Source organism: Pseudomonas sp. TWP3-1, from assembly GCF_049896625.1.
Lineage (GTDB): Bacteria > Pseudomonadota > Gammaproteobacteria > Pseudomonadales > Pseudomonadaceae > Aquipseudomonas.
The window spans coordinates 157636-175974 of sequence record NZ_JAFCUQ010000008.1 but is presented as its reverse complement, the minus strand read 5'-3'; the positions used below and the strand labels follow the sequence as shown (position 1 = coordinate 175974).

General features: G+C 60.2%; 16 protein-coding genes. 5 read left to right on the top strand and 11 right to left on the bottom strand.

The features are described 5' to 3' along the window. Nucleotides 1–15 precede the first annotated feature (15 nt). Genes ACP7BN_RS13565 through ACP7BN_RS13555 form a run of 3 tightly spaced genes read left to right on the top strand, consistent with a single transcriptional unit; the run spans nt 16 to nt 6925 of the window. Nucleotides 16–1728 carry a DUF2138 domain-containing protein gene (locus ACP7BN_RS13565; protein WP_426204728.1) on the top strand — a complete coding sequence of 571 codons (1713 nt, stop codon included), beginning with the start codon at nt 16–18 and terminating at the stop codon, nt 1726–1728. Continuing rightward, nucleotides 1698–2363 carry a DUF1175 domain-containing protein gene (locus ACP7BN_RS13560; protein WP_420648564.1) on the top strand — a complete coding sequence of 222 codons (666 nt, stop codon included), beginning with the start codon at nt 1698–1700 and terminating at the stop codon, nt 2361–2363. Before ACP7BN_RS13565 ends, ACP7BN_RS13560 begins: the two co-directional genes overlap by 31 nt. After that, complete coding sequence (locus ACP7BN_RS13555) at nt 2360–6925, top strand: alpha-2-macroglobulin family protein (RefSeq protein WP_426204726.1); 4566 nt, start codon at nt 2360–2362, stop codon at nt 6923–6925. Before ACP7BN_RS13560 ends, ACP7BN_RS13555 begins: the two co-directional genes overlap by 4 nt. Here the strand turns inward: ACP7BN_RS13555 and ACP7BN_RS13550 are convergent. Further along, nucleotides 6918–7220, bottom strand: a complete 303-nt coding sequence (locus ACP7BN_RS13550) for a hypothetical protein (RefSeq protein ID WP_426204806.1) — start codon at nt 7218–7220, stop codon at nt 6918–6920. The genes ACP7BN_RS13555 and ACP7BN_RS13550 overlap by 8 nt on opposite strands. On the opposite strand from ACP7BN_RS13550, the gene ACP7BN_RS13545 reads away from it, so the two are divergent. Beyond that, the gene (locus tag ACP7BN_RS13545; RefSeq protein ID WP_426204805.1) at nt 7125–8546 is read left to right on the top strand and encodes a DUF2300 domain-containing protein; all 1422 of its coding nucleotides are present in this window, start codon (nt 7125–7127) and stop codon (nt 8544–8546) included. The genes ACP7BN_RS13550 and ACP7BN_RS13545 overlap by 96 nt on opposite strands. A gap of 3 nt (nt 8547–8549) precedes the next feature. Continuing rightward, complete coding sequence (locus tag ACP7BN_RS13540; protein WP_426204724.1) at nt 8550–9362, top strand: YfaP family protein; 813 nt, start codon at nt 8550–8552, stop codon at nt 9360–9362. Between the two features lie 81 nt (nt 9363–9443). Here the strand turns inward: ACP7BN_RS13540 and ACP7BN_RS13535 are convergent, their stop codons facing one another. The 10 genes from ACP7BN_RS13535 to eat all read right to left on the bottom strand — a co-directional run bounded on the left by ACP7BN_RS13535 (nt 9444) and on the right by eat (nt 18311). Then, nucleotides 9444–9683 (bottom strand): type II toxin-antitoxin system RelB/DinJ family antitoxin, encoded by a 240-nt coding sequence (locus ACP7BN_RS13535; RefSeq protein ID WP_426204722.1) that lies wholly within the window; start codon nt 9681–9683, stop codon nt 9444–9446. 122 nt (nt 9684–9805) lie between these two features. Further along, a complete protein-coding gene (locus ACP7BN_RS13530) occupies nt 9806–10258 on the bottom strand; it encodes a hypothetical protein (protein ID WP_426204720.1) in 453 nt (150 codons plus the stop codon). A 438-nt stretch (nt 10259–10696) separates the two neighbouring features. Continuing rightward, a complete protein-coding gene (locus tag ACP7BN_RS13525; protein WP_426204718.1) occupies nt 10697–11443 on the bottom strand; it encodes a S24 family peptidase in 747 nt (248 codons plus the stop codon). A gap of 221 nt (nt 11444–11664) precedes the next feature. Beyond that, nucleotides 11665–12192 (bottom strand): inorganic diphosphatase, encoded by a 528-nt coding sequence (gene ppa / locus ACP7BN_RS13520; protein ID WP_140669541.1) that lies wholly within the window; start codon nt 12190–12192, stop codon nt 11665–11667. Between the two features lie 113 nt (nt 12193–12305). Then, nucleotides 12306–13118: a zinc-dependent peptidase gene (locus tag ACP7BN_RS13515; protein ID WP_426204716.1), complete on the bottom strand. Its 813-nt coding sequence runs from the start codon at nt 13116–13118 to the stop codon at nt 12306–12308. A 4-nt stretch (nt 13119–13122) separates the two neighbouring features. Continuing rightward, nucleotides 13123–13773 carry a DedA family protein gene (locus ACP7BN_RS13510; protein ID WP_420648557.1) on the bottom strand — a complete coding sequence of 217 codons (651 nt, stop codon included), beginning with the start codon at nt 13771–13773 and terminating at the stop codon, nt 13123–13125. Nucleotides 13774–14004: 231 nt separating this feature from the next. After that, nucleotides 14005–14466 (bottom strand): GNAT family N-acetyltransferase, encoded by a 462-nt coding sequence (locus ACP7BN_RS13505; protein WP_007968150.1) that lies wholly within the window; start codon nt 14464–14466, stop codon nt 14005–14007. A 117-nt stretch (nt 14467–14583) separates the two neighbouring features. Further along, nucleotides 14584–15417 (bottom strand): ethanolamine ammonia-lyase subunit EutC, encoded by an 834-nt coding sequence (gene eutC / locus ACP7BN_RS13500; RefSeq protein ID WP_426204713.1) that lies wholly within the window; start codon nt 15415–15417, stop codon nt 14584–14586. After that, a complete protein-coding gene (locus ACP7BN_RS13495) occupies nt 15414–16808 on the bottom strand; it encodes an ethanolamine ammonia-lyase subunit EutB (RefSeq protein WP_426204711.1) in 1395 nt (464 codons plus the stop codon). The genes eutC and ACP7BN_RS13495 overlap by 4 nt, the downstream gene beginning before the upstream one ends. A gap of 51 nt (nt 16809–16859) precedes the next feature. Beyond that, nucleotides 16860–18311, bottom strand: coding sequence for an ethanolamine permease (eat, locus tag ACP7BN_RS13490; RefSeq protein ID WP_426204709.1), 1452 nt, complete (start codon nt 18309–18311; stop codon nt 16860–16862). Between the last annotated feature and the right edge of the window lie 28 nt (nt 18312–18339).

Sequence of the window (18339 nt, the reverse complement as noted above, 5' to 3'; positions counted from 1 at the left end):
AACATGAGCGAAAAGATGAGCGATAACACTGCTGCACCAGCCGCTGAAACACCTGCCGGCAAACCTTCCCGGCGCTGGCCGATGCTGGCGCTCGGGCTGTGCCTGGTGGCCGGCGTGGCGGGCGGTATTGGCTGGCTGATGCTGAAACCGAAGCCGCCTGCAGCGGAGCTGGCGAGCGACAAGCTTGGCTTGAGCCGCCCGGACGCATTGCTCGAAACCCGTTCCCTGAGCCAATTGCCCAAGGACTTGCTGGCGGTGCCGTTCCTCAAGGCCACGCTGACCGAAGATTTCGTCTTCTATTACGAAACCCACGCCGACCGCCTCGGTTTGATCGGCAGCCTGCGCCGGATCATTTACGAACATGACCTGAAGTTGCAGGACAGCCTGATCGAGCAGCTTTTCGACCAGCCGGCAGACGTGGCGTTGTGGCGAGGTGCGGATGGCCGCTTGAAGGATTTTCTGTTGGTGATGGATCGCGGCGGGCTGGCCAAGCTGCTGGAGCCGCTGGCGAAAGTCGCGCTGGATGACACGCAGCTCAGTGTGTTCGGGACCTTGAAAGTCGCTGGCGATGAAGTGCCGCTTTATCAACTCAGCTACAACGCCAGCAAATCGCTGCTGTTCGCTTCGCGCGGCGACAAACTGGTGGTGCTGTCCAACCCTTCGAAATACTACGACCCGGAAACCGGCGCCTCTGAGGAATCGGGGCGCGTTTCGACACAAGCGCTGGCTGCGCTGCTCAATGGCGAAAAACTCTTCCCTGAGGCCTTCGGTCTGCCGGCCAAGGCGCCGGAAATCAAACAGCGTCTGTCGGTGAATTCCAGCGTTCTGGCCATGGGTTATCAGCGCTTCATCCCGAACTTCGCCGGTCTGCGTTTCGACATGGACGACAAAGGCTGGCGCAGCTTCCTCGCCATGGACGAACTGGAAAATCAGCCTGACTTCGATTTCAAACCGGTGTGGCAAGCCATGCCGCTGGGCGCCAGTGCCTGTGTGACCTTGCCGGTCGCCGCCGAACCGCAAAAGCCATTGCTGGTGAAACTTGGCGCCGACGAAGCGGTGGCGCAAAAACTCACCGAACACGTGGCTGGCGCTGCAGGCCTGTGCTGGTACGCCGACTCGCGGCTGTACACGCCGTTGCTGGTCGCCAGCCTGAAGGACGAAGACAGCGGCAAGCTCGACGGCGATCTCGGCGCGTTGTTCGGCTCGATGGTCGGCGCCTATGAAAGCAATGTTGAAGAACACGCGTTCCCGGTAGTCGAAAAACAGCAAGGTCAGAGCCACCTCTGGCAGCGTCAGGTCAGCTCCAACTTCGGCCCGTACGCGGCCAAGGATGCCGAGAACCCGGACGCGATCTCCGGCAAGGCGTTCATGAAAGTCAGCCTCGCGCGCCACGGTTCGACGCTGCTGTTTTCCCTCGACGACAAACTCGTCGACAAGGCCCTCGGCACCCTCGACAAACGCTTCCCGCCGATGGCCGACGTGCTGCCGAAAGATCTGCTGATGCCGATCTACTTCGGCCCGGATTCGATGGCGCAACTGATGCAACAGGAAACCCTCGACAGCCTGCCGCAGGACATGGAGCCGGTGTTCTACAACGCCGCGCAAACCTACCTGCTGCCGAAACTGCGCACCCTCGGCGGCTACGGCAAATACGCCCTGACCCTGCCTGAAGGCAGCGAGCCGGACGGCCACTGGCAATGGCTGCCGCTGGAGTGGAAAGCCCTGTGACTGCACTGATCCGCAGCCTCGGCCTGCTCGCGCTGTTGCTCAGCGCGACTGCCCGAGCCGTCGAAGCGCCGGCGCTTGATCCGCAGCAATCCCAGGTGTTCCGCGCCTGGTTCGTGCGCATCGCTCAAGAGCAACTGAGCCAAGGCCCGAGCCCGCGTTGGTATCAGCAGGACTGCGCGGGGCTGGTGCGTTTCGCCGCCAACGAAGCACTGAAAGTCCACGACGATAAATGGCTGCGCAGCAATGGCCTGTCCAATCGCTACCTGCCGCCCGAACTGGCGCTGAGCGACGCGCAACGCAAGTTCGCCCAGCAGTGGCAGCAGGGCGGCGGCAAGGTCGGGCCGTACGTCAACGCGATCAAACTGATTCAGTTCAACAGCCATCTGATCGGCCGCGACGTGTCCCAGGCACGCCCCGGCGATCTGATGTTTTTCGATCAGGGCGACGACCAGCACCTGATGATCTGGATGGGCCGCTTCATCGCCTATCACACCGGCACCACCACCCCGACTGACAACGGCATGCGTTCGGCAAGCCTGCAGCAACTCATGACATGGAAGGACACCCGATGGATACCCGACGCAGCCAACCCCAACTTCATCGGCGTCTATCGACTGAACTTTCTCTCCCAATGACCGGTGCCCGCATGTTGCGTTTACTGCCTCTGCTGTTGCTGTTAGCCCTGCCTTTTTCGGCGGTGCATGCCGAAGACACTGTCGAGCCGAGCGGCTACACGCCGGTCTCCGGTGAAAGCTTTTTTCTGTTGGCCGACAGCAGTTTTGCTGCCGATGAACAGGCGATGGTGCGCCTCGAAGCGCCGGGTCGCGACTATCGTCGCTTTCGCATGGAACCGTATGGCGGCGCCGATATCCGCGTGTACAAAATCGACAAGCCGCTGGATTTTCTCAAGCGCCAAAAGAACCTGCATCGAGTGGTCAGCGACGGCCAGTTCAAGGGCGAAGGCCTGTCCAACACCCTCGCGTACCTGTGGGATAACTGGTATCGCAAATCCCGTCGAGTGATGCAGCGCGCGTTCTCCTACGAGTCGCGCAAACAAGTCACCGAGGAAGTGCCGGAGCTGAAAATGGGCAGCGCGATTGCCGCGCCGACGCCGTACGACGCGCAGCCGCAATTCGCGCTGATTCCGGGCTTGCCGGTGGTCAGCCAGTTCCGCTATCCGCTGTGGCAGGCCAAGCCGATTCAGCCGCCGGAAGGGGTGAATCTGGCCGGTTCGTCCAGCGACTTCGTCAGCGTTGCGCCGGGCAATGTGTACATCCCCTTGGGCAACCTGAAACCGGGTCTGTATCTGGTCGAAGCGTTGATCGGCAAGTACCGCGCGACGACCATGGTCTTCGTTTCCAACACCGTCGCCGTGAGCAAGATTGCTGGCGACGAATTGCTGGTGTGGGCCGCGCGCAAACATGAAGGTAGTTCGGTGCCGAAAGTGAATGTGCTGTGGACTGATGGCCTCGGCGTGATGAGCAGCGGTGCCACCGATGCCGATGGTTTGCTGCGTTTGAAACACGTCAGCCCGGAGCGTTCGTTCGTGATCGGCGAGGACGAAGAGGGCGGGGTATTCGTCTCGGAAAACTTCTATTACGACAGCGAAATCTACGACACCAAACTGTATGCCTTCACCGACCGGCCGCTGTATCGCCCCGGCGATTGGGTGTCGCTGAAAATCGTTGGTCGCGAGTTCAAAAACGCGCGGGATTCAGTCGCGCCGGGTGCTGCCGACGTCAACGTCAGCGTGCTTGACGCCACCGGAACCGAGTTGCAGCGGCTGGATCTGAAACTCGATTCGAAGGCCGGCACTCAAGGCCGTTTCCAGTTGCCGGACAACGCCGTGGCCGGTGGTTATGAACTGCGTTTCAACTACAAGGATCAGGCCTACAGCAGCGCCTTCCGTGTAGCCGAGTACATCAAACCGCACTTCGAGATTTCGCTGAACCTGGCCAAACAGGACTACCGCACCGGCGAACCGGTCAAGGGCAGTCTGGTGTTGCTCTACCCGGACGGCAAACCGGTGGCCAATGCCAAACTGACCCTGAGTCTGCGCGCCCAGCAACTGTCTATGGTCGACAACGAGCTGCAATACCTCGGGCAATTCCCGGTGGAACTGACCAGCACCGAACTGACCACCGACAGCAAGGGCAACGCGACCCTCGACCTGCCCGCTGCCGACAAGCCGAGCCGCTATATGCTCACTGTTTTCGCCAGCGACGGTGCGGCGTATCGGGTCAAGACTACCAAGGAAATCCTGATTGATCGCGGCGCCGCAAGCTTCCGGCTGACTGCGCCGCAACGCTTCAGCGCAGTCAACGACAAAGTTGCGTTCAGTTACGCCAACGAGGGCGGCAGCGCGCAAGCACAAGCCGTGGTGCCGAGCAGCTACAGTTGGGTGCGCCTCGAAGACCAGACCACCAGCGAAGGCAAACTCGCGGCCAAGGACAAAGGCTTCAGCCTCGCCTTCGAGCGTCCCGGCACGTACAACCTGTCACTGAAAGATCAATACGGTCGCGTCCTCGGTGGCACCGCGCATGCGGTCACTGGCGACGGCGTCAAAGCGGTGCCGGGCACGGTGGAAATCGTCCTCGATAAAGCCGAGTACAAGGCTGGCGATGAAGCGCTGGCGCTGATCACCTTCCCGGAGCCGGTCAGCGATGCTTTGCTCTCGCTGGAACGCGACAAGGTCGAAGCTACCGCGCTGCTGGCCAAGGGCGGCGACTGGCTGAAACTGGAAAAATTCAGCGAAACCCAATACCGCGCGCGCATTCCGGTGAAAGATAACTTCGCGCCGAACCTGACCTTTTCCGTGCTCTACACCAAGGGCGGTCAGTACAGCTTCCAGAACGCCGGGATCAAGGTCGTCGCGCCGCAAATCGACGTGGCGATCAAGACTGACAAAGAGACTTATCTACCAGGCGATACTGTCACGGTCGATCTGACCACGCAGTTCGCCGGTAAAGCAGTGCCTGCGCATTTGACGGTCAGCGTGGTCGACGAAATGGTCTACGCGCTGCAACCGGAAGTCGCGCCGACCATTGACCAGTTCTTCTATCACCCTCGGCGGAACAACGTGCGCACCAGCGCGAGCCTGTCGTTCATCAGCTACGACGTGGCACTGCCGGGCAGCCCCGGCGCACCGGGCAAGGCCAACCGCAGCGAACGCGGGGTGAAAGTGCTGGAGCGTCCGCGTCGCGAAGACGTCGACACCGCGGCATGGCAGCCGGAACTGCTCACCGACGCCGACGGCAAAACCCGTTTCACCTTCAAGATGCCGGACTCGCTGACCCGCTGGCGCATCACTGCGCGGGCGATCGCCGATGACGGTCAGGTCGGGCAGAAGAAGCAATTTGTCCGTTCGGAAAAACCGCTGTACCTGAAGTGGAGCGGGCCGAACCAATTCCGCAAAGGCGATCAGCCGCAACTCGGTGTGTTCGCCTTCAGTCAGGCCGAAAAACCGGTCAAGGCTGAACTCGTCACCCACTACGCCGGCACCGAACAACGCCTGCCGGTGACGCTGAACAACGGCATCAACTATCTACCGCTGCCAGCGTTTGCCTTGGCCTCCGGCGAGTGGACTGCGGAGTTGGTGCAGGACGGCAAAACTGCCGACGCCTTGGCCGTGCGCCTGACCGCAACCGGCGAAGGCTGGCAGGTCACGCAGACGCAAAGTCTCGACGTGGTCAGCGGCGACACGCCTTTGGCTCTGCCGGCCGACGCGACTGACATTCGCCTGCGTCTGGATGACAGTCCGCAAGCGCTGTTCCGTTCCGCGCTCGACGATCTGCTGAGCTACCCGTACGGCGGCGTCGAGCAGACTGCCAGCCGTTTGCTGCCGCTGAGCATCGCCTATCCGTCGCTGGCATCGAACCCGCAGATCCGCGACCGCTTGCGCCTGATCATGCAGAACAGCCGTCTGCGTCTGGTGCAAATGGCCGGACCATCGGCGAGCTTCACCTGGTGGGGTTTCGACGGCGAGCCGGATGCGTTCCTCACGGCTTACGCTTACTACGCCGACTGGAACGCCAGCCAAGTGCTGGAACTGACTCTGCCGCCGGAGCATTGGCAGCGGGTGCTGGAGGTCTACGCCAAACAAGCGCCGAACACGCCGTTGTTGCAACGGGCGCTGATTCTGTCGTTTGCCAAGCAGATGCATTTGCCGGTGAATACCTTGCTGACCGGGTTGATGGAAGATCTGGCCAAGGCTGGCGAAGGCAACGCCACCAATTTGATGGACGACGGCGAAGACAGTCTGGTGATGAGCGATCCGGATTCGGCGCTCGGTCTGGCGGCGGCGCGTTCGTTGACTGCAGCGCTGGCGCGTCAGGCCAAAGTGCCGTTGCCGGACGCGTTCAATCGTCAGGTGGCGGATGCGCAGCATCGTCTTGCGGTGAGTTCGCAGCCGTTTGCTGAAGCGCTGAACCTGTCGCTGCAAGCGTTCGATCAGACGCAGGCGCAGGCATTGTTGCAGCGTCTGTTGCCGCAACAATCGACGCTGGAACGTGCGTTGGCGCTGACCTGGTTGCAACGCAGCATCGAGCAGGCTTCGCCGACCATCAACCTTACGCCGGGTGAGGGCTGGAAGAAAAACCATGGGGCCAGCGGTGAGATGTTCTGGACGTGGCAAGGCGCATCTCCGGTGCCATCGGTGTTGTCGGTATCCGGTACGCAAGAGCGTCCATTGCGTGCAGCCGTGAGCTTCCAGACTCAGCAACCGGCAGTCGATCCGATGGCCGTGACCATCACCCGTCGCCTGTCGCGTCTGGTGCCGGGTGACGCAGCGTTCACCTTCAAACTGGAACCGGTCGGCACTAAACCGTTGTCCAGCGACAGTCTGTATCTGGACGAAGTCATCCTCACCAGCAAAGCGCCGAAACCGCTGCGCTACGGCATGCTCGAAGTGCCGCTGCCACCGGGCGCGGATGTCGAACGCACCACGTGGGGCATCAAGTTGCAGGGCAAGGACGGCACCGAACCGACCGCGCTGGAAAAGGCGCGTTTCGAACCGGGCCAACTGGCCTACGCGGTGCCGGTGGATGCGCTGAGCGGCGAACTGCGCCTGCGGCATCTGGTGCGCTTCTCGCAGAAAGGCCAGTTCAACCTGCCGCCGGTGCGTTTTACGCAGATCTACGCGCCGCAGCATCAGGCCCGCGAAGCCAAAGCGGCCCTCGGCCAGGTCACGGTCAACTGACATGACCCGGCCGCTGGTCTGGCTGCTGCTGTGTTTGCTTCCTGCGCTGGCGACGGCGCAGGACGAACCGTTGCGCGTGGCTTACAAGGGCGAGTTGCTGACGTTGAATCAGACGCAGCTGATCGCCCGTGAGCCTTTGCCTAACTCGCTGGATACGCCGCTCGGCAGCTTGTGGAAGCTGTTTGTCTACGCGTGGCTGGTGGATACCGGCGCGCGCGAGCCTGCCTATGAATGTCGCGGACAGTCGAAAGAAGAAGTTTATTGCTGCACGGCTGGCGGCAAGATCGAGCGTGATCAGGCGTTGGTGAAATCCTGCGGGCTGTATTTCGAGCCTGCGCGGCTGGGGATTTCAGCTAGCGATTGGCGTACGTATTGGCAGGCGAAGAATGCGCCATCGTGGTTGCTGGATTTGCCCTCGGTGCAACCGGCCAGTCGCGTTTCTGTAGCAGAGTTGTTGAGCGTTTTGGCTTGGCTGCCGGCGCAAGAGCAGATGCGTCGCGTGTTGCTCGACGTGGTGCTGAACGCGGCGGACGGTAACGTCGTCGGTGAACTCGGCGGGCGCTTGCGGGTGAAAACCTGGAGCTGGCTAGGGGATCAGGACCCACAATCGCGGCAGGGCGGATTTGCCGGATGGACGGCGGATGGCTCGCCGGTCTGGGCCGGCGGGCGTGGCACCAGTCAGATGGTTCTGCGGCATTACGGTTCGGCGCTTTCTACCGTGTTGCCTGCTGGATGGCCGGCGGATGCCGGGCGTTGCGTTGAGGTCGGGTTGTTTTCGCGTTACCCGTTAAGTCGGGTTTTGGCGGGTGAACGGGTTGCGGTTTCTGGCCCGTTGCAGGGCGACTACCGCGTCGAATTCGCCAACGGCAATGCGCTGGATATCCACAGCGATGGCGAACTGTTTCTGCTTAACGACAAACTGGTCGCACGACTGGATCGCGAAGAATACGTCGCCCGCGTTTTAGAGCGCGAAGCCAAACCCGAACCCGCCGAAGCTGCCAAAGCCTTGGCAATCGCGATCCGTACTTACCTGCTGCAAAACGCCACGCGCAACGGCGACTGCCTGAGCATCGACGACAGCAGCACCCGCCAGCGCGTCGCGCCGCGTCCAGCCTCGGCCGAATCGCGCAGCATCGCCGCGTGGACAGCCGATCTGGTGCTGGCCGGGAGCAGCGTCACCTATCACTCCGACCAACCCGGCCCGGACAAACTCGCTTGGCAACAAGCCGTCGAGCAAGCCAATGCCGGCCAGCGTTACGACGCGATTCTGCTGCACGCCTATCCACGCGCCAGTCTCAGCCGCTGGGACAACCCGGTCGCCTCCTGCGAGGCACTGCCCGCCGCGCAAGACTGGCTGCAAAAACAACGGCGCGGCTGGCGTCCGACGCTGGAAAGCGAAACCGGCTACAACGAAGTCAGCACATTCGCCGTGTGCAAATTGGCGTTCGGCCGGCCCTTCGTCGACCGCGAACGCCAGCGCATCTACGTGCGCGGCGTGCTGACCTTGCAGGATCGCCTCGACCTGACCCATGAATATCTGCACCTGGCCTTTGAAGCACACCCCAACGGCCAGGATGAAACCTACATCGAAGGGCTCGCCCGTCACCTCTTGCTGGAATAGACCATGACACCTCGTTATCCACAGGTCTTGCTGCTGCTCTGCGCCCTCGGCGCACTCTCGCCGGCCATGGCCGCCAACGGCGTCAAACTCGACACCCCGGTCGGCGGCTGGCGCAGCGGCGCACCCGAAGGCGAAAACGAAAGCTTCCAGCAGACCGTCAATTACCCTGCCTCCTCGGTAAACACCCCGCCCAGCCAAGCGAAAACCGCACGCATCAGCGGCGAAATCAAAACCACCCCGAAAAGCACCGAACCCGGTCGCCTGATCGTCAACGGCGTCAGCATGCCGCTGAAAATCGACGACAGCGGCCGCTTCGACCGCCCGTTCTCCTTCCCCAACGGCAGCAACAGCGTCGAAGTCCGCAGCCCCGACGGCCAACAACGGCACCGCACGCAATTCCTCAACACCAGCGCCGGCGCCACCCCGGCGAAACTGCGAGTGCTGTTGGCATGGGACAGCGACGGCACCGATCTCGACCTGCACCTGGTGACGCCCGATGGCGGACACATCTGGTACGGCAACCGCGTCGCACCGAACGGCGGCGCATTGGACGTCGACGTCACCACCGGCTACGGCCCGGAAATATTCGCCATGCCCGCGCCGATCAAGGGGCAATATCTGGTGTACGTGAATTACTACGGCGGTGGTTACCGCGCGGATGACGAAGGCGGGGATGAAGCAGTGCAGGCGCTCACCACGGCGCAGGTGACGGTGATAACCGAAGAGGGGACGCCGAACGAGAAAATGGAGAATTTTCTGGTGCCGATGCGGGCGGTGGGGGAGTTGACGTTGGTTAAGTCGTTTAGTTATCCGTGAGGGGAATTGGGCAGCAGGTTGCTGCCCAATTGAATCGGTGAGCAGGCTGCTGACCGATTTCTCACCGAGAGGGGGCAAGAGTTATAGGTCATCCCAACTTACCTTTACCCGCTGGGAAGCGGCAAGACGTTCGGCGACGACACCTATAAGTTTTTCATCCTCATGGCTCAGTAGTGCCGCTTTGAACGGCAGCTTGCCACGGTCGGCGACGTACTGAAGTGATTGGCGTAGAAACTCTGAGGGCGTGATACCTAGCTTTTCGAGTTCAGCGTAGGAGCGCCGCTTCAGTTCGTCATCAATTCGGATGTTGATAGATGCCATGGCGAGATACCTGTAATGACGCTTGTCGTTACAGTAGCGAGTACGGGCTGTAATCTCCAAGCACCAATTCAGTTTTCGGACGGCAGACGCGGGGTTTTTTTCGCGACTGACGAATACCCGAATTAGTCAGGGAATACGCCGCACAGTGCATTGCCTTCGTAACCATGAAAAATCGGTGCCAGCACCATGAATGGACCACAGGCGTAGAGCGGGGAAGGCACTTTTTGCTGCGTGTTGAGCAGAACCGCTTCCCTGCCGAATTGGTCATTGCCGAAGGATTGTTCGTAGTACGACTCGCACACCGGGAGCTTTAACGGCACTGGGACGATCAGTGCCCAGACAGTAATCCCGCACCATTCGCGGGTGGGTGTTGATCTGGAGGATCTACTGATTTGGGGGGTGATTGAGCGGGAGCTTTGCGCTTTGTAGGCGTCGGTTTTAAGTGTGATTTTTTCCGGGAACGACAATCCCACTCCTACGCATGCAGTCAGGCTAAAGCACAGAGTCGAAACCAGTCCGGCGGATTTCAGGGCAAACGAGATCAAATTTGAACGTCCTTGTAGTGCTTTAAGCATTGATGTTGCCAAGATTTTTTCCGCTGAATAATAGTGCAAACACCTGCTGCACAATTTCGCGTTGATCAGCCAGCGGCGATCTTGTACCCGCTCACCACTTTTCCAACAGACATTAAAAAGCCGGCTTGTGGCCGGCTTCTCGGGGACTGGCTTGGTTTATTTTTGGTAAACCGCGTCAGCCTTCAAAACGTACACCCGGATCTTGCGTCCGGCTGTGGGACTTGGTCAGACAGTGGTCTGCCGCGTCGGGCGCTCTCTGAACCGCTGGGCGGGTCGATGCGCGAATGTGGGGCGCAGGATACTGAGTTTTGCCACCGATTCCCAGCTTGAAGTGCGGTTTAGAGCGACCAATCCCGGAACAATCCGGGATTTGTACTGGCTTTCAGGGCCTCATCGCCAGCAGGCTGGTTCTCACAGGGTTTTGTGCCAGCCGCAGGTTCAAAGAAACGGCACCACCGGCCTTCGCTTGCTCAACGTCGACCACCAGAACACCCAGCCCAATATATGGATTCGCTGTTCATCGATCTGCGCTGTGCGGAATATTTCGTCGGGGTGTTCGGCGCTGTTGTGGCTGCGCAGGCGCAGGCCGTTGCCGGGCATGCGGTGCAGGTATTTGATGCGCAGCATGCCGTCGTGTTCGATGGCGTAGATTTCGCCGTCGACTACTTGAGTGAGGCCGCGGTCGATGGCGACGACGGAGCCGTCTTCGATGTGCTCGGCCATGCTGTTACCGATCATGTGCGCGCAGATCGCGTCGCCAGGTCTGACTTCAAGTTTTTCCAGATGGGCGCGTGGCAGGCGGATGGATTGCTCCGGATCCTGGATGACGTGGGTTTTGCCGGCGCCGGTGGCGAGTGGGGTTTCCTTGAAGAACGGCAGGTCGATGTCGTTGGGGTTGGTGACGGTATAGATGCCGCCGACGGATTGGGCGTCGAAGGTGTCGCCGTTGCTGGCCGGGGCGTGCAGTTGCGGGGATTCTTTGGTGCCTTCGCCGGTCTTCAGCCATTCGCTGTTGACGGAGAGCAGGCGTGAGACTTCTTCCATGCGGTACGCGGGGACGCCCCGGGTGTACCAGTTATGAACGTTTTGGGCTTCCGTGCCCCAGAACTTTGCGAATCCCGTGGTGGAGATGTTCGCAGCTTCCAGGAGTGCCTTGAATCTTGGACCGCTAGTGTTCTTTCTCATAAACACGAGTCTACGGCCGGTATAGAGCGGTTTGAATAAACCTTGCGTTCAAAAAACCGGCAAATTTTGCGACGGGATGTAAGACGTGCTTGTGGGAGATTACACACGCTAAAACTTTTCTGTAGTCCTCTATAAACAAGTTGTTTAAGACGCAGTCGTGCACGCAAAGAAAACCCCGGATCAACCGGGGTTCTCTTCAAGCATTGCGCAGGTCGGGAAGCTTAGCCTTTGTAGGCAGCAACCGACTTGGTGATTGCTTCGCGAGCGGCGTCTGCACCAGCCCAGCCTTCGATTTTCACCCACTTGCCTTTTTCAAGGTCTTTGTAGTTGGCGAAGAAGTGCTCGATCTGCTGAATCAGCAGTGGCGGCAGGTCGGTGTATTCCTTCACGTCGACGTACAGCTGGGACAGCTTGTCGTGTGGGACTGCAATGACTTTGGCATCGCCGCCGCCGTCGTCGGTCATGTTCAGGATGCCGACCGGACGTGCGCGGATCACTGCGCCTGGAGCAACCGGGTAAGGGGTCACAACCAGCACGTCGAGGGGATCACCGTCGTCAGCCAGGGTGTTCGGGATGTAACCGTAGTTGGCCGGGTAGAACATCGGGGTGGCCATGAAACGGTCAACGAACAGGCAATCGCTGTCTTTGTCGATTTCGTATTTGATCGGCGCGTGGTTGGCCGGGATCTCGATCGCGACGTAGATGTCGTTCGGCAGGTCTTTGCCAGCCGGAATCTTGCTGTAGCTCATTGGGCGGTGCCCCCGTTAGTTGACCAAAAACACTTGGCCGGATTGACCAAAAAGTGGCGGCGATTATAGGCATATTCTGCCGTGGACGCCACGTAGCGGAAGTCGTACAGACTTTACTCGTGAGCCTGATAGACCGGGTCGTGCGCCTGAAGTTGCCGCAACCGGCTCAACGGATCCTGTCGGTAGAAAAGCCTGAGCTGCGCATACACCTGCGGATAAGCCTCGTGCAGCAGATCCGGGGCGCTGAAGAAGTATTCGCTGGTGACGGCGAAGAACTCTGCAGGGTTCTCGGCGGCGTACGGATCAATGGCAGTTTCGACGTCTGGATCGTGGTCGAGTTGACGATTGAGGTCGTCGTAAGCCGATTGCATTACGTCGGCCCAGTCCTTGACCCGCATATCTGCGTGCAGTGGTGGCAGGCCGTTGGCGTCGCCGTTGAGCATGTCGAGCTTGTGCGCGAGTTCGTGGATCACCAGGTTGTAACCTTCCCAGCCACCACTGGCCATCACCCCCGGCCAAGCCAGAATGATTGGCCCTTGCTGCCAGGCCTCGCCGCTGTGTTCACCGTCCCATTCATGCTCGACGCCGCTGGCATCGCGATGACGCTGCGGGCTGAGAAAATCGTCGGGATACAGGACGATTTCGTGGAAACCCTGATACCAGTTCAAGTCGCCCAGATGCAAAAGTGGCAATTGCGCCTGGGCGGCGAGCAGCAGGCGTTGCTCCTGATGGAGTTCGACGCCGGGCAGGGCGGTCAGGTGTTTTTCGTCGAGAAACAGCACGCTGGCTTCGCGCAGCCACTGGTCTTCAGCGGCGCTGATGCCGTCGAGAAAGCTCAGGTGATGGCGCACCCGTTGCCATAGATCATCGGCAATCGGGTGCCTGGCGAGGATGCGCCGGCGTCGCCAGGCACTCAGCGACCACATCGGCTTAGTGCGTTTCGACTTTGGAACCACCGAAGCGGCTGCGCACCACGCCAATGATCATCGGGATCAGCGACAGCAGGATGATCGCAACCACCAGCAACGACAGGTTTTTCTTGATGAACGGCACGTTGCCGAAGAAGTAACCCAGCGTGACCAGACCGCCCACCCAGAGAATCGTGCCCAGTACGCTGAAACCGAAGAAGCGCGGATACGGCATTCTGGCGACGCCTGCGACAAACGGCGCAAAGGTCCGAATGATCGGCAGAAAGCGCGCCAGGGTCACGGTTTTACCGCCGTGCTTGTCGTAGAAGTCGTGGGTTTTTTGCAGGTAATCGCGACGGAAGATTTTCGAATTCGGGTTGTTGAACAACCGCTCGCCTGCCGTTCGTCCGATCACGTAGTTGGTGCTGTCACCGAGGATTGCCGCGAGCATCAGCAGACCGCCCAACAGTACCGGATCCATGCCGCCGCCCGCAGCGACTGCGCCGGCGATGAACAGCAGGGAATCACCCGGCAGGAACGGCATGACCACCAGTCCGGTTTCGCAGAAGATCACCAGAAACAGGATGGCGTAGATCCATGGCCCGTAGTTGGTTACCAGCATGTCGAGATAGACATCGAGATGCAGGATGAGATCGAGCGGGTTGAAATCCATGGAGGCACACCTGTTTGGCGGCCCGACTCAGCAGGCCTGTGCGGTTGACTTCGTGTAAGCCTACAAGCGGATGTAGTTTTTCTTACAAGCCGGAAAGATCGCGATTATACGGTTTGAGAGGTGAAACGCGCGTTGGTTTTGTAGCGGGGGATGTCGACTGTGAATAAATGTCGGGGATGAACGGTTTGCAGGAAGGGCGTCAGGTCCCTCCCTGCAGACAGCTCCCTGCGATCAGAGCTCGTCGCTGATCGGCAGCACGTAGTTCTTGAATTCGGTGTCTTCCTTGAATCCGATGGATTCGTAGGTTTTCTGCGCCACTTCGTTGTCGGCACTGGTGGACACGCGCATGCGTACAGCCTGGGTTTCCTTGGCCATGCGCTTGGCGGTGCGGATCAGGTTGTCGGCAACCAGCTGCCGGCGAGCGTCTTCGGCTACGTAGATGTCGTTGAGAATCCACACGCGCTTGAGCGACAGCGAGGAAAAGCTCGGGTAGAGCTGGCAGAAGCCCATGAGTTTCTTGTCGTCGTCATCGGCCAAAGCCAGATAGATGACTGACTCCTTGCGCCGCAGGCGTTTTTCGAGAAATGCCCGTGACGAGTCCGGATAGGGCAGGGAACCGTAGAACTCGCGATACTTAACGAACAACGGTGTCAGCAAATCCAGGTGTTCGAGGGTCGCTTGGATAATCCGCATAGTAGGTCTCGTCCTTCAAGTGGCTGTCTTCACGTGCGCTGACGGCGTTGGGAAACCTCTGGCGGCCGTGCGTCGATCCTGCCTCAAACCAGCGCAGAAACGCAATGCGGAAACGGTTCAGGTTGGGGGCGGATCGAGTAGGAAATTACTCTTCATATCTGCACCACTTTCCGATTCCAGCGTGTGAACCTGTGCTTCGTCCTTCAGATTGACCCCGGACAAGCCTCTGCGACAGGCTTCACGCATCAGATACAGCAAGCGATGCGCCGCCATGCCGTAGCTCAGACCCTCAAGTCGCACATTGGAGATGCAGTTGCGGTAGGCGTCAGTGAGGCCGATCTTCGGATTGTAGGTGAAATATAACCCCAGACTGTCCGGCGAGCTGAGGCCCGGACGCTCTCCGATCAGCATCACCAGCATTTTTGCACCAAGCAACTGGCCGATTTCATCGCCGATGGCCACGCGGCCCTGCTCGACCAGAATCACGGGTGCACACGACCAGCCGTCAGCTGTCATTTGCTCTTCCAGACGAGTCAGGAATGGCTGCGTATGCCGATGCACCGCCAGCGCTGACAGCCCATCAGCCACGACAATCGCCAGATCGACCCCGCCCGGATGCGCCGCAGCGTGATCGCGCAACGTCTGCGCCGATTCATCACTCAACTTGCGCCCCAGATCCGGGCGTTGCAGGTAGCTGTTGCGATCCAGCGCCGCGCTGTGCAGCAACAGGCTGTCACGTCCACGCTCAGTCAGTTGCGCACTGAGCGCGGCGTGATCGAACGGCAAATGCACCGCATCCCGCGCCTGAGCATGTGCGTACTGGAAATCCAGTTGCGCACTGGTCGGCAGGCTGGTGCCGGTGCGCCCCAGAGCAATGCGCGCCGGGGTCAGGCGACGCAACTCAAGCCATGGATTTTGTGGATCGCCCGGCGTTTTATCCATATCACTCATCCCAGTTGCGCCAGCGCCTGGCGGAAGGCCGGCGGCAGGTTGTTGCCGAAGCGGACCTTACCGTCCGCCTGGGTAAAGATGCCCATGTTCGCCAGCCACGTCTCGAACTCAGGGGCCGGTTTCAGGCCCAGGGTCTGGCGCGCATAGAGCGCGTCGTGGAACGAGGTGGTCTGGTAATTGAGCATGATGTCGTCGGAGCCGGGGATGCCCATGATGAAGTTGATCCCGGCTACGCCGAGCAGGGTCAGCAGGGTGTCCATGTCGTCCTGATCGGCTTCGGCGTGGTTGGTGTAGCAGATGTCGCAGCCCATCGGCACGCCAAGCAACTTGCCGCAGAAGTGGTCTTCGAGGCCGGCGCGGATGATCTGTTTGCCGTTGTACAGGTACTCCGGGCCGATAAATCCTACGACGGTGTTCACCAGAAACGGCTTGAAATGGCGCGCCACGGCGTAGGCCCGGGTCTCGCAGGTCTGTTGATCGACGCCGTGGTGGGCGTTGGCCGACAGCGCGCTGCCCTGACCGGTCTCGAAATACATCAGATTCTGCCCGAGGGTGCCGCGATTCAAGCTCAGCCCGGCGTCGTAGCCTTCCTGAAGGACATTCAGATTGATGCCGAAACTGGCGTTGGCCGCTTCGGTGCCGGCAATCGACTGGAACACCAGATCCAGTGGCACACCCCGGTTGATCGCTTCTATAGAGGTGGTGACGTGGGTCAGCACGCAGGCCTGGGTCGGGATGTCGTAGCGCTGGATGATCGCGTCGAGCATTTCCAGCATCGCGCAGATCGAGGCGATGCTGTCGGTGGCCGGGTTGATCCCTATCATTGCGTCGCCGTTGCCGTAGAGCAGGCCGTCGAGAATGCTTGCGGCGATGCCGGCCGGTTCGTCGGTCGGGTGATTGGGTTGCAGCCTTGTGGACAAGCGTCCGCGCAGGCCGAGGGTGCCGCGAAACTTTGTGACGACACGGATCTTCTGCGCGACCAGCACCAGATCCTGCACACGCATGATTTTCGACACGGCGGCGACCATTTCCGGGGTCAATCCCGGAGCGAGGGCGCGCAAGCTGTCTTCATCGGCTGCATCGCTGAGCAACCAGTCGCGGAATCCGCCGACGGTCAGGTGGCTGACTACGCTGAAAGCTTGTTTGTCGTGACTGTCGATGATCAGCCGGGTGACTTCATCGGATTCGTAAGGAATCAGCGCTTCCTGCAGGAAATGGCTGAGCGGAATGTCGGCCAGCGCCATTTGCGCAGCGACTCGTTCGCCATCATTGAGCGCGGCGACGCCCGCCAGAAAGTCTCCGGAGCGTGCAGGACTGGCCTTGGCCATCACGTCCTTGAGGCTGTCGAAGCGGTAGGTCTGGGCGCCGACCGTGTGAGCGAAACTCGCCATACAGAATTCTCCGTGACGGCGCAGGGCAGACCTGCGCCGTGATTTCGGCTGTCAGTGCAGGGCTTCTTCAGCTTTCTGAATCGCCGCAAATTCTTCTTCCGGCGTGCCTGCTACCAAGTGATGTCGACTGTAGAAAGCAAAGTAAGCAATTAACACTCCATAGATCACTGCGGCGCCGATCACCACCCGTGGATCGACCAGGAAACCTGCGACTACAGCGATGCACGCCAGGACCAGCGCGACGCCGGAGGTGAAAATGCCGCCCGGCGTGCGGTATGGCCGGTCCATTTTGGGGCGACGGATACGCAAGGTGATATGCGCGGCCATCATCAGCACGTAGGAAATGGTCGCGCCGAATACCGCCACCAGAATCAGCAAATCTCCCTGACCCGTCAGCGACAGGCCGAACCCGATGATGCCTGGAATGATCAACGCCAGCACTGGCGCCTTGCTCTTGTTGGTCTGCGACAGTTTGCGCGGCAGGTAGCCGGCGCGGGACAGGGCGAAAATCTGCCGCGAGTAGGCGTAGATGATCGAGAAGAAACTGGCGATCAACCCGGCCAGACCGACCAGATTGACGAAGCTGCCCATCCACGTCGAACCGCCGTAGGCTTTAGTCAGCGCTTCCACCAGTGGATTGCCGGATGTCAGCAGCGAGTTGGCCCCCGCGCCGCCGGGGCCGACGATCAAAATCAGCAGGGCAAAGGCCAGCAGCACCAGCATGGCGCCGATCAAGCCGCGCGGCAGGTCGCGCTTGGGATTTTTGGTTTCTTCAGCGGCCAGTGGCACGCCTTCGACGGCGAGGAAAAACCAGATCGCATACGGAATCGCCGCCCACACACCGACGTAACCGAACGGCAGGAAACTGCTGGCGCCCACCGCAGTGGTCACGGGAATGTCGAGCAGGTTGGCCACATCGAAGTGCGGCACCATCGCCACCAGAAACACCCCGAGTGCCAGCGCGGCGACAGCAGTGATGACGAACATCAGCTTTAACGCTTCGCCAACCCCGAAAATGTGGATGGCGATAAAAATGATGTAGAACGCCAGGTAAATCACCCAGCCACCGATACCGAACAACGACTCGCAATAGGCGCCGATGAACACCGCGATAGCGGCGGGGGCGATGGCGTACTCGATGAGGATCGCGGTCCCGGTGAGGAAGCCGCCCCAAGGGCCGAATGCACTGCGGGCAAATCCGTAGCCGCCACCGGCGGTCGGGATCATCGATGAAAGTTCTGCCAGGGAAAAACACATGCACAGGTACATGGTGGCCATCAGCAGCGTAGCGAGGAACATGCCGCCCCAGCCACCTTGCGCCAGGCCGAAGTTCCAGCCGGCGTAGTCGCCGGAGATCACGTAGGCCACGCCCAGGCCCACCAGCAATATCCAGCCGGCAGCACCTTTTTTCAGTTCGCGTTGTTGGAAGTAGTCCGAGCCGACTTTTTCGAAATCGACGGAGGAGCCGGTCGCCGGAGCGCCAGCTGGGGATTCGCCAGGCATAAGGTTCACCATTCTTATTGTTTTTTAT

What these genes read in the sequence shown, in the direction of transcription:
- ACP7BN_RS13525 (WP_426204718.1), bottom strand. Translation starts at nt 11,443, where the DNA reads ATGAGAAAGAACACTAGCGGTCCAAGATTCAAGGCACTCCTGGAAGCT.
- ACP7BN_RS13495 (WP_426204711.1), bottom strand. Translation starts at nt 16,808, where the DNA reads ATGGCGAGTTTCGCTCACACGGTCGGCGCCCAGACCTACCGCTTCGAC.
- ACP7BN_RS13535 (WP_426204722.1), bottom strand. Translation starts at nt 9,683, where the DNA reads ATGGCATCTATCAACATCCGAATTGATGACGAACTGAAGCGGCGCTCC.
- eat (WP_426204709.1), bottom strand. Translation starts at nt 18,311, where the DNA reads ATGCCTGGCGAATCCCCAGCTGGCGCTCCGGCGACCGGCTCCTCCGTC.
- ACP7BN_RS13505 (WP_007968150.1), bottom strand. Translation starts at nt 14,466, where the DNA reads ATGCGGATTATCCAAGCGACCCTCGAACACCTGGATTTGCTGACACCG.
- ACP7BN_RS13530 (WP_426204720.1), bottom strand. Translation starts at nt 10,258, where the DNA reads ATGCTTAAAGCACTACAAGGACGTTCAAATTTGATCTCGTTTGCCCTG.
- eutC (WP_426204713.1), bottom strand. Translation starts at nt 15,417, where the DNA reads ATGAGTGATATGGATAAAACGCCGGGCGATCCACAAAATCCATGGCTT.
- ACP7BN_RS13555 (WP_426204726.1), top strand. Translation starts at nt 2,360, where the DNA reads ATGACCGGTGCCCGCATGTTGCGTTTACTGCCTCTGCTGTTGCTGTTA.
- ACP7BN_RS13515 (WP_426204716.1), bottom strand. Translation starts at nt 13,118, where the DNA reads ATGTGGTCGCTGAGTGCCTGGCGACGCCGGCGCATCCTCGCCAGGCAC.
- ACP7BN_RS13560 (WP_420648564.1), top strand. Translation starts at nt 1,698, where the DNA reads ATGGCTGCCGCTGGAGTGGAAAGCCCTGTGACTGCACTGATCCGCAGC.
- ACP7BN_RS13540 (WP_426204724.1), top strand. Translation starts at nt 8,550, where the DNA reads ATGACACCTCGTTATCCACAGGTCTTGCTGCTGCTCTGCGCCCTCGGC.
- ppa (WP_140669541.1), bottom strand. Translation starts at nt 12,192, where the DNA reads ATGAGCTACAGCAAGATTCCGGCTGGCAAAGACCTGCCGAACGACATC.
- ACP7BN_RS13510 (WP_420648557.1), bottom strand. Translation starts at nt 13,773, where the DNA reads ATGGATTTCAACCCGCTCGATCTCATCCTGCATCTCGATGTCTATCTC.
- ACP7BN_RS13565 (WP_426204728.1), top strand. Translation starts at nt 16, where the DNA reads ATGAGCGATAACACTGCTGCACCAGCCGCTGAAACACCTGCCGGCAAA.